Source organism: Streptomyces spinoverrucosus, assembly GCF_006539505.1.
Classification (GTDB): Bacteria; Actinomycetota; Actinomycetes; order Streptomycetales; family Streptomycetaceae; genus Streptomyces; species Streptomyces spinoverrucosus.
In genome coordinates this window covers 131,604-144,872 of record NZ_BJND01000004.1, presented here as the reverse complement: position 1 = coordinate 144,872, position 13,269 = coordinate 131,604, and the positions used below count along the sequence as shown (strand labels likewise).

Here is a 13,269-nt window from a genome sequence, read left to right as displayed (position 1 = left end):
TTTCCTGCCGCCGCGCCGGTGGCGCTGTGGTGGGTCGGGGGCGGGTGGGGCGACTGATGAGTCATGAAGAAGGATCAGTTGCTCACGCGACGACGGGCGTTGCTCGCCGGTGTCGGTGCCCTGGGCGCGGCCGGTGTCGCCGGTCTGCTGATGCCGGGGACGGGCGGTGAGGCGGGTCCGCCCGCCGCGCCCGCCCCGGGGCCCCCGGCGCGCCGACCGCTCAGACCTTCCGCGTACCGACTCCAGCCCCTGGCCGGTTACGGCCCGCCGGCCGCCGCCGCCCGCACCCCGGTCCGCAGCGAACCCCTGCTGCGCATGTCCGGAGTCGGCCGCACCATGGTGCTGACCTTCGACGACGGCCCCGACCCGCGCTACACCCCCGACATCCTGCGCACGCTGCGCGAGTACGACGTACGGGCGATGTTCTTCGTGTGCGGCGAGATGGCCGCCGCGAACCGGGACCTGCTCGCCGAGATGGCCGAGGACGGCCACGTCGTCGGCAACCACACCTGGTCCCACCCCCTGCTCACCCAGCTCGGCCGCGCCCGTATCCGCGACGAGATGGTACGCACCAGCGAGATCATCGAGGAGACGTGCGGCGAACGCCCGCTGTGGTTCCGCGCCCCCTACGGCGCCTGGAACCGCGCCGCCTTCCAACTCGGCGCCGAGCTGGACATGGAACCCCTCGCCTGGACCGTCGACACCCTCGACTGGACCGAGCCCGGCACCCGCACCATCGTCGACCGGGTGGAGGACGGCGCCGGTCCCGGCGTCGTGCTCCTCGCGCACGACGCCGGGGGCGACCGGTCGCAGACCGTGTGGGCGCTGCGCGACTATCTGCCCCACCTGCTGGACGCCGGGTACCACATCACCGTGCCGCGCCGGTACCAGGTGTGAGCGGCGGCCGCCCGCCCGGTCGGGGCACGCTCAGCGAACCTCGACCAGGCGGGCGAAGGCGACGACGTTCCCGTCGTAGCCGTTCTGCTTGGAGAAACCACCGCCGCAGGTGATGACCCGCAATTCCGGGACGCCCTTTGAGCCGTAAACACGGTCGCCGGGGAAGTTGTCCTTCGCGAAGACCTCGACGCCGTAGACCTCGAACACGGCCGTCTTTCCGTCCTGCCGTACCACGTCGACCCGGTTTCCGCGCTTCAGCGCACCAAGGCCGTAGAACACGGCCGGACCGAGCTGGTTGTCGACATGGCCCACGACCACGGCGGTGCCCTTTTCGCCGGGTGACACGGCACCGGTGAACCAGCCCGCCAGATTGGGGTCCTCGGCGGGTGGCGCGTCCACCCAGCCCGCCGCGTCCAGACCGACCGGCGTGATGGGCGCGTCGACCTGGATCGCGGGAATCCTGATCCAGTCCGGCAGGGCATACGGCAGCGCCGGCGGGGTGTTCGCGAAGGTGCTCGGAGTGGAGCGGCTGTCCGCGGCCGCCGCCGACGCGGGTTGTGGCGGACCCACGTTGAATTCTCCCGAGCCATTCCGAATGAGCGCGAGTCCGGTCAGCAGCACAAGCGCTATCACGCCCCATGGGGCACGCTTCCGCCGAGGCTCCTCCTCTTCCTCCAGTTCGGAAAGGTACATGGTGTCATCCCCTCTCGACGCGGCCGTCGCCACGTCATTCAGCGCATGGGAGAACGCTAAGACGCCGGAGGGAAACCGGCGACGGGGGAGATACGAATGGGTGGTCCCGGCCCGGGGCGGTGCGCCATCCGAGTTGCCGCGCGCAGGATTTTTCTGACGGTCCGTGACCTGCGGCAATATCTGATTGTGTGGTTTACCCCCGGCGTGTTGCCTCACCAGGACGGACCATCGCCGAAATGCGAGTTTTCCTGTGGCAACTGAGGGTTTTGCTGGGAGACGCTTTCTCGCCGATCGACCGGGGACGGGCCCCGGGGCGTCTTCCGCGGAGGATGACATGCGAAACTCTCGTGCCCTGGCGGTCTCCGCCGCGGTGGCCGCCGTAGTCGGGGTCGCGGCCCCGGCGGCCGTCGCGGGGAACACCCCGAGCAATATCGTCGCCCTGCCCAGCGTCATCGCCCGCGGGGGCCAGATGACGGTCACCGTCGACGGCTGCCCAAGGGGCGGCACCATGACGTCCGAGGCCTTTTCCCCGGCCAGACTGTCGCCGATCAACGGTGCCAACGGAACCTCGAGGGGGCAGGCGACGATCGACAGCAACGCCGGCCCCGGCACCTACGACATCCTCATCCACTGCTCGGGCCGGCGGCTGATCCGCCCGAACGCCTTCACCGTCATCGGCGGTGTCCGGGGCGGTCTCGGCGGCAGCAGCACCACCGGGGCGACACCGGCCGACATGGCCATCGGCGGCGGCCTGGTCGCCGCGGCCCTCATCGGCGGCGGCGTGTTCTGGATGCGCCGCCGCTCCGAGAAGCGCCTCTGACGCGCCGCCCCGCGCCTGGAGACCTGATCGCACGTACGGACGTTGGCCCCGGACCCCAGGAGGTTCCGGGGCCGACGTCATGTGCGAGGTGTATTGCGCGCATCTGGATCCTCCGGTCCCCGAGGAGCAGCTGCAGATCTCCATTGCGATCGCACCGGAAATACTCCTCGTTGACCGAAACGCTAGGAACGGGAGTGCCTGCGCGCGATCGCAGTCGTGCGAACGGGGCAACCCTGTGGGCCGACCGGGGTACGTCGTTGCTGTGGCCGGGGGACGGCGGCGGCGCGCCACACGCCCCCCGACGTCAGCCCTTGGCGTCCGGAAAGAGAGCCAGGAACGGATCGTACGAGGCCGTGACGCCCCGGCTGTAGGGCGCGTCGAAGTCCCAGATCAGGAAGAGCAGAAAGGCGATCAGCGCGGAGAACAGCACCGCGAGGACCAGCTCGCGCGGGGTGCGCCTGATCTGCAGGGCGAGGATCATCCCGACGGTGATCACCGCCCCGGTGATGAGTCCGAACCACACCACGCCCGGCATGGTCGGCTGGGTCGAGTCCGCCCGCGCATGGCGCGCCCGGTCCGCCTCGGCCACCTGGTCGACGAGCGGCTGGTAGGCCTGGGCCTCGAAGTCGGTCCTCGGCTCGTAGTCCGTGACGCTCGCGCGCACCTGGTTCAGCAGCACGGTGCCGCGCTCGGTGACCTCGCCCTTGTCGGTCATCGCCTTCCACTCGGTGGTGACGACGTGTCCGACATAGGTGTTGACATCCTCCCGAATGCGGTCACGTACCTCGGGTGGATAGACCCGGACCCGTTCGGTGATCTCGTGCAGCGCCTGGGCCTCCGCCCGTACGTGCTCCTGGGCGGAGTTGCGGGCCTCCCAGACACCGGCGATGGCCAGGCCGAGCACGATGGCGTACACCACGCCGATCCACATCGTCATGTACTCGATGACGTCCGGCGTTTCGGAGGGATCCTCGTCCTCGGACACCGCACGGTGCCGCAGCAGGGTGATGACGACCACCAGAGCGCAGGCGGCCAGCATCGCGAGGGTGAGAACAAGCCATTCCGGCAACGGATGCCTCCAGGGATCAGCGGGGACGCAGCGCGGCGACGGCGAGCAGCGCGGGCACGGTGATGAGCAGGACGTAGGTGACCGGCGACTGACCGCCCTGCGACGGCCGGTTGCGCGGCGGGGTGCGGTAGCGGGGGTAGCTCACCGGGGTCACGGTCGGACGCGGGGTGGCCTTGGTCGACGGGGACGGTGACGGTCTGGGGGTGGGTGTCGGAGTCGGAGTCGGCGTCAGGGGTGGCGGGGGAGCCGGGGCTGGTGGGGGTGCGGGGGCCGGTGGCGGCGGTGCGGGCCGGGGTGGTGGCTCGGGACGCTGGCTGGGTGTGGGTGTCGGTGTGGGCGGGGGCGTGGGCTTCGGCTCGGGTGGGGGTTGTGGCGTCGGCGTCGGGGTCGGTGTCGGCGTCGGACTGTGGGTGGGACTGGGGCCGGGGCACGTCGGGGGAGTGGGCCACGTCCGGCTCCCCGCGACCGCCACCACCTCCGTGCCTCCCGGTCCGGTCGACGCGTACGCACAGGAGTCGGCCACGGCCGCGCCGACCGGGGCGCCGACGAGCGCCGCGGCCAGTGTGACCAGGGCCAACATGCGTACGCCGACAGACGATTGGGTCGGTTCGGAACCATGCACGGTTCGAGATCATGAGGCTTCCCGGGCCGCCACACGCCCGGGCTTCCGGGGGATTGCCCCGAACGGGGGAAGTGGGCGCCGCGGGGTTTGATCGGCGGATCCTCGGCCAAGGGCCCGGCCACAGGCCGATCGCAGGCCCCGATCGCAGGCCCCGATCACAGGTTCCGATCACAGGTTCGGGAAAGAAATCTCCGATCCGGTTGAACACAACCGGCGCCCGCGTTCGTACCCATGGTCGTGCGGCGGCGCAGCAGGGCGCTGCAATAACCCTTGCGATTATGGGAGTTGACGATGAAGACCTCCTGGCGGAGCGCCTCGCTCGTGGCGAGCGCCGCGGCCGTACTGGTGCTGACGACGGCGTGCGGTCAGGAAAGTGGCACCCCGCCGGCCAGTCAGAACGTGGGCGCGACCGCCCCGGCCGGCGGATACGGAAGCTCCGGGCTCGGCGCCACCACCGCCGGTACGGGTACCGGCACCGGAGCCGACGCGGGTGCCGCGGCGGGCGAGCAGAACGCCGGGGCGCAGTCCGCCTCCGCGGGCAAGCTGTCCGTCTCCGCCAACACCGAACTCGGGCAGGTGCTGACCGACAGCGCCGGCCGCACCCTCTACCGGTTCGACCAGGACACGGCCGAACCGCCCAAGACCAACTGCGAGGGCGACTGCGCGACCGCCTGGCCGCCCGTTCCCGCGGACGACGCCACCGCGGGCGAGGGCATCGACGAGTCGATGCTCGGCGAGGTCACCCGCCCCGACGGCACCAAGCAGCTGACCGTCGGCGGCTGGCCGGCGTACCGCTATGCGAAGGACGTCAACCCGGGCGACACCAAGGGCCAGGGTGTGGGCGGCACTTGGTACGCGCTGGCTCCCGACGGCAAGAAGGCCTCGGCCTCGGGTTCGGCGGAGGACCTGCCCGGACTGTCCACCCGTAACGACCCGAAGCTCGGCGAGATCGTCGTCGACAAGAACGGCCACACGGTCTACCGCTTCATGAAGGACTCGCAGTGGCCGATGAAGACCGCGTGCACCGGCGAGTGCCTGGAGAAGTGGCCCGTCATCGCGCCGGTCGACGCGAAGGACACCAAGGGCATCGACCTGCAGGGCTCCACTCCCAACCGGGGCTATGTCGTCTTCGACCGCCCCGACGGCATCAAGCAGCAGACCATCGACTGCATTCCGATCTACACCTTCGCGGGCGACAAGAAGCCCGGTGACACCAACGGTCAGGGCGTGGGCGGGACATGGTTCGCCATCCGGTCCGACGGCAAGCCGGTCGGCGCTCCCGGGGAGTAGCGGGCGCGTACCGTCCCCGGTTCGAGACCCGGCGCACAACCCAGCGGTCCGTATCCCACGCCACCACGCGGGATGCGGACCGCTTTGCCGTCATTCACCGGGAGTCTTCATGAATCACCGGTAGTCTTCTGGACTGTCAATTCGGCACGTGCCGCAGGCAGTGACCGGGAACGGACGGTCAATTTCCGTTTCGGCTCGCTCCGTTGGCGGGCGATCAGTAGCCTCTGCTCGAACACCGGATCGCCTACGCCTTGGAGAGATAGATGGAGCGTCCCGCCTGGGCCCCACGAAGCATCGACATCTCGGTGCCGAGTGTTGCGCGGATCTACGACTACTACCTGGGCGGTTCGCACAACTTCGAGGTCGACCGGGAAGCGGCCCGCAGGGCCATGGAGTTCATGCCGGGACTGCCGAAGATCATGCAGGCGAACCGGGCGTTCATGCGCCGCGCCGTGCGCTACGCGGCCGGCGAGGGCATCACACAGTTCCTGGACATCGGCTCGGGCATCCCGACGTACGGCAACGTCCACGAGGTGGCCCAGACGGCCAGCCCCGGCGCGCGGGTGGTCTACGTCGACCACGACCCGGTCGCCGTCGCGCACAGCCAGGCCGTTCTGGAGGGCAACGAGAACGCGGGCGTGGTCGCGGCCGATCTGCGCAAGCCGGGGGAGATCCTGTCCAGCCCTCAGGTGGAGCAACTGATCGACCTGAAGCGGCCGGTGGCGCTGCTGCTCGTTGCCATACTGCACTTCGTGGAGGACGCGGACGACCCGTACGGGGCGGTGGCTCAACTGAGCGACGCACTGGCGCCCGGCAGCATGCTGGTTCTCACGCATGCCTCGTACGAGGGAATCCCGCTGCCACCCGAGCGGGCGGGCGGCACGGTCGACGTATACAAGGACCTCCGCAACCCGCTGATCATGCGCTCGCGCGAGGAGATCGCGCGGTTCTTCGAGGGGTACGACATGGTGGAACCGGGACTGGTGCCGATGCCTGTCTGGCGACCGGACACCGCGCCGGAGGACGAGGATCCTTATGCCTTCTCCGGTTTCGCGGGCGTGGGGCGTACGGCGTGATCGCGGAGCCGGACGGGCCGGAGGACAGACTGCGGCGGTTCGCGACGATCTGGAGCCGGGCGGTCTACCCGGCCACCTCGACGTCGCTGACCAGACCGGAGTTCGAGGAGCTACTGCTGCCGCTGGCCCGGAGGTTGAGCGGGGCGCTGCGCGCCCGGACCTTCGACGCGGCCGAGGGCCGCGCGGTCGGCGCCGCCCTGGTCGACGCGCACTGCACCGACCCGGAGGCGCTCAGCCGGGCCCTGGACTGCGTCGACGCCTACCTGGTGCTCTACTGCGGTGACGACCGCCCCCAGGAGGACCTGCGGGCCCGGTCGGCACGGCTGCAGCACGCCATGGCCGCCGGGTTCGCCCAGGCGCTGCGCGCCCGCACCCTGGCCGAGCAGGAGTCCATCGCGCAGGCCGCGCTGCGCGCCCAGGGCGTGGTGGCGCAGGCACTGCACGCCAGCGAGGCCCGCTTCCGCGCGGTGTTCGAGGGCGCGGCCATAGGTATCGGCATCGCCGACCTCGACGGCAACGTCCTTGAAGTCAACGGCGCGTTGACGCGCATGTTCGGCGGGTCCGAGCAGAACGTGCGCGGCCGCAACGTCCGGGAGTGGACCCACGCCGACGACGCCCCCCAGGTCTGGCGGCTCTACGAGGAGCTGGTGCGCGGCGAACGCGAGCACTACCACGTGGAGAAGGCCTTCTACCGGCCCGACGGAACGGTCCTGTGGACCAACCTCACCGTCTCCCTGCTGCGCGACCCCGACGGCAACCCGCAGTACCAGCTCGCGCTGATGGAGGACACCACCGAACGGCGGCTGCTCAACCTCCGGCTGCGCTACGAGGCCACCCACGACGCCCTCACCGGACTGCCCAACCGCACCCTGTTCTTCGAACGCCTGGAGAAGGTGCTGAGCGCGGGCGAGGGCCAGCGCTTCGGCCTGTGCTATCTCGACCTCGACGGCTTCAAGACCATCAACGACAGCCTCGGCCACGCGGCCGGCGACCGGCTGCTCGTCGAGGTCGCCGACCGGCTCCAGGCCTGTGCCACCGCGCCCGGCGAGATGGTCGCCCGGCTCGGCGGCGACGAGTTCGTGGCGCTCACCACCGGCCCCGACACCCAGCGCGAGGTCGACGAGCTCGCCGCCCGGATCATGAACGCGCTGGTCGCCCCGATCAGCGTCGACGGCCGGGAGCTGACCGTGCGCGGCAGCATCGGCGTCGTCGAGGGCGCGGCAGGGGAGCGCAGCGCGGCCGAGGTGCTGCGCAGCGCCGACATCACCATGTACCGGGCCAAGTCGGCCGGCGGCAACCGCTTCGAGGTGGCCGACGCCGAGGCCGATGCCCGCGCCATCACCCGGCACGGGCTCACCACGGCGCTGCCGACCGCGCTGGAGCGCGGCGAGTTCTTCATCGAGTACCAGCCCCTGGTCCACCTCGGCGACGGCAGTGTGCGCGGCGCCGAGGCCCTGGTCCGCTGGCTGCACCCCCAGCACGGCGTCCTCGGCCCCGACCGTTTCATCCCGCTCGCCGAACACACCGGGCTGATCGTCCCGCTGGGCCGCTGGGTCCTGGAGCAGTCGGTACGCCAGGCCCGCGACTGGCGGGAGCGCTACGCCGGCACGCCCTCCGCGCCGCTGCGCATCAACGTCAACCTCTCCCCGTGCCAGCTCACCCACCCGGGCCTGGTCCAGGACACGGTCGAGATCCTGCAAGCAGAGGGTGTCGCGCCCGACGCCCTCTGCCTGGAGGTCACCGAATCCGCCCTGATCGGAGCCGACGACGACCTGCTCAAGCCGCTGCGCCGGCTGGCCGAGATGGGCGTCGACATCGCCCTGGACGACTTCGGTACCGGCTACTCCAACCTTGCCAACCTCCGCCGCCTCCCGGTGAGCATCCTCAAGCTGGACCGCTCCTTCACCCAGAGCATGCAGCAGTTCCCGGCCGACCCCGTCGACCTCAAGATCGTCGAAGGCATCGTCTCCCTCGCCCACAGCCTCGACCTCGCGGTCACGGTAGAGGGCGTGGAAACCGGCGCCCAGGCCGAACAACTCCGCATACTCGGCTGCGACACAGCCCAGGGCTGGTACTACGCCCGCCCGGGCCCCCCGGAGCGCCTACACGAGCTGGCCCTGGCCGACGCAACGCCGTAAGCTGCACGCCGCCAAGGGGCGCGGGGAACTGCGCGACCAGCCAAAGACAACCCGCACCCCCGAACGGCGCTGAAGCACAACGGCGCTACCGGAACCGACCCCCCTCACCGCTCAAGAAGCATCCGCTGCAACTCCCGAGCGGCCCGAGGCGGAGCCACATCACTCCGGTGCGCCAACGCGATCGTCCGATCAAGTCCGGGCCGGGCCAACGGAGTGACCCGCAGACCCCGCCCGGACCGCGCGGCAACCATCCGAGGCACCACAGCCACCCCCAACCCCGCCCGCACAAACCCCAACACCGCGTCCATCTCCCCACCCTCCACCGCGAAATCCGGCTCGAACCCAGCGGAGCGACACGCGGCGACGGTCAGCTCCCGCAAGTCGTACCCGTGCCGGAACATCACCAGCCGCTCCCCCTCCAGATCCGCGATCCGCACGGTCCGCCGCCCCCCACCCGGCCGCGGCGCCTCCGGCGACGACACCACCACCAGGTCCTCCCGCAGCAGCTCCACCGTCGTCAGCGCCGGCGACGGCGTCGGCAGCGGCAGCACGACGAGGGCGAGATCGAGCGCACCGCGCGCGAGATGCCGTACGAGATCGTGCGAGCCGCCCTCCTCGATCAGCAGCTGGATGCCCGGATAGCGGTCGTGGAAGGCGCGCAGCACATCCGGCAGCAGCCCGGTGCACAGACTCGGCGTGGCCCCCAGCCGCACCCGCCCCCGCCGCAGCTGCACCAGCTCCTGCACCTCGTGCCGCGCGGTGTCCGCGTCGGCCAGGATCCGCCGCGCCAGCGGCAGCAGCGCCTCGCCCGCGTCGGTCAGCGTGATGTTCCCGCGCGCCCGCAGGAACAGATCCGCGCCGAGTTCCCGCTCCAGCGCCTTGATCTGCTGCGACAACGACGGCTGGGCGACATGGACGAGATCCGCGGCCCGGGTGAAGTGCCGGGTCTCGGCCACCGCCACGAAGTACTGGAGCTGCTGGAACTGCATACAGCCAGCATAGGCCTCACCTATCGAATCAAGCCGGACCATGTCTTGGACTGATGAGGTTGCGCACGCCTAGCGTGCGTGACATGGCTCTGGCAACGCGGACGGACCGACGGCCGTCCATGGCGCGCACGATGTGGGACAGCTCCGTCGGCAAGAAGACCGTGATGGCGGTCAGCGGGCTGATCATGCTGCTGTACCTGGTCGCCCACATGATCGGCAACCTGAAGATCTTCTTCGGCGCGGGCGAGTTCAACGACTACGCCCACTGGCTGCGCACGGTCGGCGAGCCGTTCATGCACTACGAGTGGACGCTGTGGCTGATCCGCGTCGTCCTCGTCGTCGCGGTCGTCGCCCACGCCGTCTCCGCGTACCAGCTCAGCCGCCGCGACATCAAGGCGCGCCCCAGCAAGTACGTGCACAAGAAGCCGCGCGCCTCCTACGCGACGCGCACCATGCGCTGGGGCGGGATCATCCTGGGCCTGTTCATCGTCTGGCACATCCTCGACCTGACCACCGGCACCGTGCACCCCGGCGGCTTCGAGACCGGCAAGCCCTACCAGAACATCCTGGACACCTTCTCCACCTGGTACGGCAACGTCATCTACATCGTCGCGATGCTCGCCCTCGGCCTGCACATCCGGCACGGCTTCTGGAGCGCCGCACAGACCCTGGGCGTCGGCAGCCGCACCCGCGACCGCGCCCTGAAGACCGTCGCCAACGTCCTCGCGCTGCTGCTCACGGCCGGTTTCATCGCCGTACCCGTGGGCGTCATGACCGGAGTGGTGAACTGAAGATGACTTCCTACGCGGACTACACGACCGGCGAGCCGGTCACCGACACCAAGGCTCCCACCGGGCCGATCAACGAGCGCTGGGACAAGCGCCGCTTCGAGGCCAAGCTGGTCAACCCCGCCAACCGGCGCAAGCACACCGTCATCGTCGTCGGCACCGGCCTCGCGGGCGGCTCCGCGGGCGCCACGCTCGCTGAACAGGGCTACCACGTCGTCCAGTTCTGCTACCAGGACTCCCCGCGCCGCGCCCACTCCATCGCCGCGCAAGGAGGCATCAACGCGGCGAAGAACTACCGCAACGACGGCGACTCCATCCACCGGCTGTTCTACGACACCGTCAAGGGCGGCGACTTCCGGGCACGCGAGTCCAACGTGCACCGGCTCGCGCAGATCTCCGTCGAGATCATCGACCAGTGCGTGGCGCAGGGTGTGCCGTTCGCGCGCGAGTACGGCGGTCTGCTCGACACCCGCTCCTTCGGCGGCGTCCAGGTGTCGCGGACGTTCTACGCCCGTGGCCAGACGGGCCAGCAGCTCCTCCTCGGCGCCTACCAGGCCCTCAGCAGGCAGATCGCCGCGGGCAACGTCGAGATGCACCCCCGTACCGAGATGCTCGACCTGATCGTCGTCGACGGGCGGGCGCGCGGAATCGTGGCGCGGGACCTGATCACCGGAAAGATCGACACGTACTTCGCGGACGCGGTCGTACTCGCCAGCGGCGGTTACGGCAACGTCTTCTACCTGTCGACCAACGCGATGAACTCCAACGCCACCGCCGTCTGGCGGGCGCACCGGCGTGGCGCGTACTTCGCCAACCCCTGTTTCACCCAGATCCACCCCACCTGCATCCCGCGTACCGGCGACCACCAGTCGAAGCTCACCCTCATGAGTGAGTCGCTGCGCAACGACGGCCGTATCTGGGTGCCGAAGGCCAAGGGCGACACCCGGCCGGCGAGCCAGATCCCCGAGAACGAGCGCGACTACTACCTGGAGCGGATCTACCCGTCCTTCGGCAACCTCGTCCCCCGCGACATCGCCTCGCGCGCCGCGAAGAACGTCTGCGACGAGGGCAGGGGAGTCGGCCCCGGCGGGCAGGGCGTCTACCTCGACTTCGCGGACGCCATCAAGCGGATGGGCCGGGGGGCCGTCGAGGCCAAGTACGGCAACCTGTTCGACATGTACCAGCGGATCACCGACGAGGATCCGTACCAGGTGCCGATGCGGATCTACCCCGCCGTGCACTACACGATGGGCGGTCTGTGGGTCGACTACGACCTCCAGACGACCATCCCGGGCCTGTTCGCGATCGGCGAGGCCAACTTCTCCGACCACGGCGCGAACCGCCTCGGCGCCTCCGCGCTGATGCAGGGACTCGCCGACGGCTACTTCGTGCTCCCGGCCACCATCAACGACTACCTCGCGCGCAACCCGCACCAGGAGTCCATCACCGTCGAACACCCCGTCGTCCAGGAGGTGTTGGCCGAGACCGAGGACCGTCTCAACCTGCTGCTCTCCGTCGACGGCGACCGCACGCCCGACTCCTTCCACCGCGAGGTCGGCGAGCTGATGTGGGAGTTCTGCGGCATGGCCCGTACGGACTCCGGGCTGCGCAAGGCCCTGGAGCGGATCCCGCAGATCCGTGAGGAGTTCTGGCGGCGTATCAAGGTGCCGGGCAGCGGCGAGGAGTTCAACCAGTCGCTGGAGAAGGCCAACCGGATCGTCGACTACCTGGAGCTCGCCGAGCTGATGTGCCTCGACGCGCTGCACCGCTCCGAGTCCTGCGGCGGCCACTTCCGCGAGGAGTCGCAGACCCCGGACGGCGAGGCGGCCCGCAAGGACGAGGAGTTCTCGTACGCGGCCGCCTGGGAGTTCACCGGCACCGGCGAGGCGCCCGTCCTGCACAAGGAAGACCTGGTCTTCGAGTACGTCCACCCCACCCAGCGGAGCTACGCATGAAGCTCACCCTGCGCGTCTGGCGGCAGCAGAACGCCGACGCCGACGGCGCCATGTCCACGTACGAGGTGGACGGCATCTCGCCCGACATGTCCTTCCTGGAGATGCTCGACACGCTCAACGAGGAACTCATCCTCAAGGGCGAGGACCCGGTCGCCTTCGACCACGACTGCCGCGAGGGCATCTGCGGCGCCTGCTCGCTCGTCATCAACGGCGACGCCCACGGGCCCGAGCGCACCACCACCTGCCAGCTGCACATGCGGTCCTTCAAGGACGGCGACACGATCGACATCGAGCCGTGGCGGGCCGCCGCCTTCCCGGTAATCAAGGACCTGGTCGTGGACCGGTCCGCGTTCGACCGGATCATCCAGGCCGGCGGCTACATCACCGCCCCGACCGGCTCCGCGCCCGAGGCGCACGCAACGCCCGTGCCGAAGCCGGATGCCGACTTCGCCTTCGAGCACGCCGAGTGCATCGGCTGCGGCGCCTGCGTGGCCGCCTGCCCGAACGGATCGGCGATGCTGTTCACCTCCGCCAAGGTCAATCACCTGAACGTGCTCCCGCAGGGCGCACCGGAGCGCGAGAGCCGCGTCCTCGACATGGTGGCGCAGATGGACGAGGAGGGCTTCGGCGGCTGCACTCTCACCGGGGAGTGCGCCACCGCCTGCCCGAAGGGTATCCCGCTGATGTCCATCACCGGCATGAACAAGGAGTGGCTGCGCGCCACCCGCAAGGCGGCCAAGAGGTGAGGCCGCCCAGGTAGGGAAGACGTTCGCCGTAAAGGTGCGGACGGGCGGGACCGGGAGTGGTGCTCATCCCCGGTCCCGTCTCGCTTTGGGCCCACCCCTGGCATTCAACATCCGCACATCCCCGCTCCGGTCACAGGTAACGCGCACGCCAACCGGCATAGGAAGAACTGTGGCGGCAGGCCGACG

The 13,269-nt window shown here is 70.0% G+C and carries 12 protein-coding genes; 8 read left to right on the top strand and 4 right to left on the bottom strand.

The window, feature by feature from the left end; all coding sequences use genetic code 11:
* Positions 1-63 precede the first annotated feature (63 nt).
* Positions 64-897, top strand: coding sequence for a polysaccharide deacetylase family protein (locus tag SSP24_RS02295; protein WP_141306964.1), 834 nt, complete (start codon positions 64-66; stop codon positions 895-897).
* A gap of 30 nt (positions 898-927) precedes the next feature.
* On the opposite strand, the gene SSP24_RS02290 is transcribed toward SSP24_RS02295, so the two are convergent.
* On the bottom strand, positions 928-1,590 hold the full coding sequence (locus SSP24_RS02290) for a class F sortase (RefSeq protein WP_141307122.1): 663 nt from the start codon (positions 1,588-1,590) through the stop codon (positions 928-930).
* Between the two features lie 334 nt (positions 1,591-1,924).
* On the opposite strand from SSP24_RS02290, the gene SSP24_RS02285 reads away from it, so the two are divergent.
* The gene (locus tag SSP24_RS02285; protein WP_167529485.1) at positions 1,925-2,410 is read left to right on the top strand and encodes a hypothetical protein; all 486 of its coding nucleotides are present in this window, start codon (positions 1,925-1,927) and stop codon (positions 2,408-2,410) included.
* A 304-nt stretch (positions 2,411-2,714) separates the two neighbouring features.
* Here SSP24_RS02285 and SSP24_RS02280 read toward each other — a convergent pair whose 3' ends face one another.
* Both SSP24_RS02280 and SSP24_RS44865 read right to left on the bottom strand, forming a co-directional pair.
* Positions 2,715-3,479, bottom strand: coding sequence for a bestrophin-like domain (locus tag SSP24_RS02280; RefSeq protein ID WP_141306960.1), 765 nt, complete (start codon positions 3,477-3,479; stop codon positions 2,715-2,717).
* 16 nt (positions 3,480-3,495) lie between these two features.
* Positions 3,496-3,624 carry a hypothetical protein gene (locus tag SSP24_RS44865; RefSeq protein WP_260462195.1) on the bottom strand — a complete coding sequence of 43 codons (129 nt, stop codon included), beginning with the start codon at positions 3,622-3,624 and terminating at the stop codon, positions 3,496-3,498.
* 768 nt (positions 3,625-4,392) lie between these two features.
* On the opposite strand from SSP24_RS44865, the gene SSP24_RS02270 reads away from it, so the two are divergent.
* The 3 genes from SSP24_RS02270 to SSP24_RS02260 all read left to right on the top strand — a co-directional run bounded on the left by SSP24_RS02270 (position 4,393) and on the right by SSP24_RS02260 (position 8,605).
* The gene (locus SSP24_RS02270) at positions 4,393-5,391 is read left to right on the top strand and encodes an SCO0930 family lipoprotein (RefSeq protein WP_141306958.1); all 999 of its coding nucleotides are present in this window, start codon (positions 4,393-4,395) and stop codon (positions 5,389-5,391) included.
* 263 nt (positions 5,392-5,654) lie between these two features.
* Positions 5,655-6,467, top strand: coding sequence for an SAM-dependent methyltransferase (locus SSP24_RS02265; RefSeq protein ID WP_141306956.1), 813 nt, complete (start codon positions 5,655-5,657; stop codon positions 6,465-6,467).
* Complete coding sequence (locus SSP24_RS02260) at positions 6,464-8,605, top strand: putative bifunctional diguanylate cyclase/phosphodiesterase (RefSeq protein WP_141306954.1); 2,142 nt, start codon at positions 6,464-6,466, stop codon at positions 8,603-8,605. The genes SSP24_RS02265 and SSP24_RS02260 overlap by 4 nt, the downstream gene beginning before the upstream one ends.
* Before the next feature lie 104 nt (positions 8,606-8,709).
* Here the strand turns inward: SSP24_RS02260 and SSP24_RS02255 are convergent, their stop codons facing one another.
* Positions 8,710-9,594: a LysR family transcriptional regulator gene (locus SSP24_RS02255; protein ID WP_141306952.1), complete on the bottom strand. Its 885-nt coding sequence runs from the start codon at positions 9,592-9,594 to the stop codon at positions 8,710-8,712.
* A gap of 119 nt (positions 9,595-9,713) precedes the next feature.
* Here SSP24_RS02255 and SSP24_RS02250 point away from each other — a divergent pair, with 119 nt between their 5' ends.
* From SSP24_RS02250 to SSP24_RS02240, 3 genes are read left to right on the top strand one after another with little or no spacing between them, the layout of a single operon-like run.
* The gene (locus SSP24_RS02250; RefSeq protein ID WP_141307121.1) at positions 9,714-10,385 is read left to right on the top strand and encodes a succinate dehydrogenase; all 672 of its coding nucleotides are present in this window, start codon (positions 9,714-9,716) and stop codon (positions 10,383-10,385) included.
* Positions 10,386-10,387: 2 nt separating this feature from the next.
* Complete coding sequence (locus SSP24_RS02245; RefSeq protein ID WP_141306950.1) at positions 10,388-12,337, top strand: fumarate reductase/succinate dehydrogenase flavoprotein subunit; 1,950 nt, start codon at positions 10,388-10,390, stop codon at positions 12,335-12,337.
* Positions 12,334-13,083: a succinate dehydrogenase/fumarate reductase iron-sulfur subunit gene (locus tag SSP24_RS02240; protein ID WP_141306948.1), complete on the top strand. Its 750-nt coding sequence runs from the start codon at positions 12,334-12,336 to the stop codon at positions 13,081-13,083. Before SSP24_RS02245 ends, SSP24_RS02240 begins: the two co-directional genes overlap by 4 nt.
* The last annotated feature ends 186 nt before the right edge of the window (positions 13,084-13,269 follow it).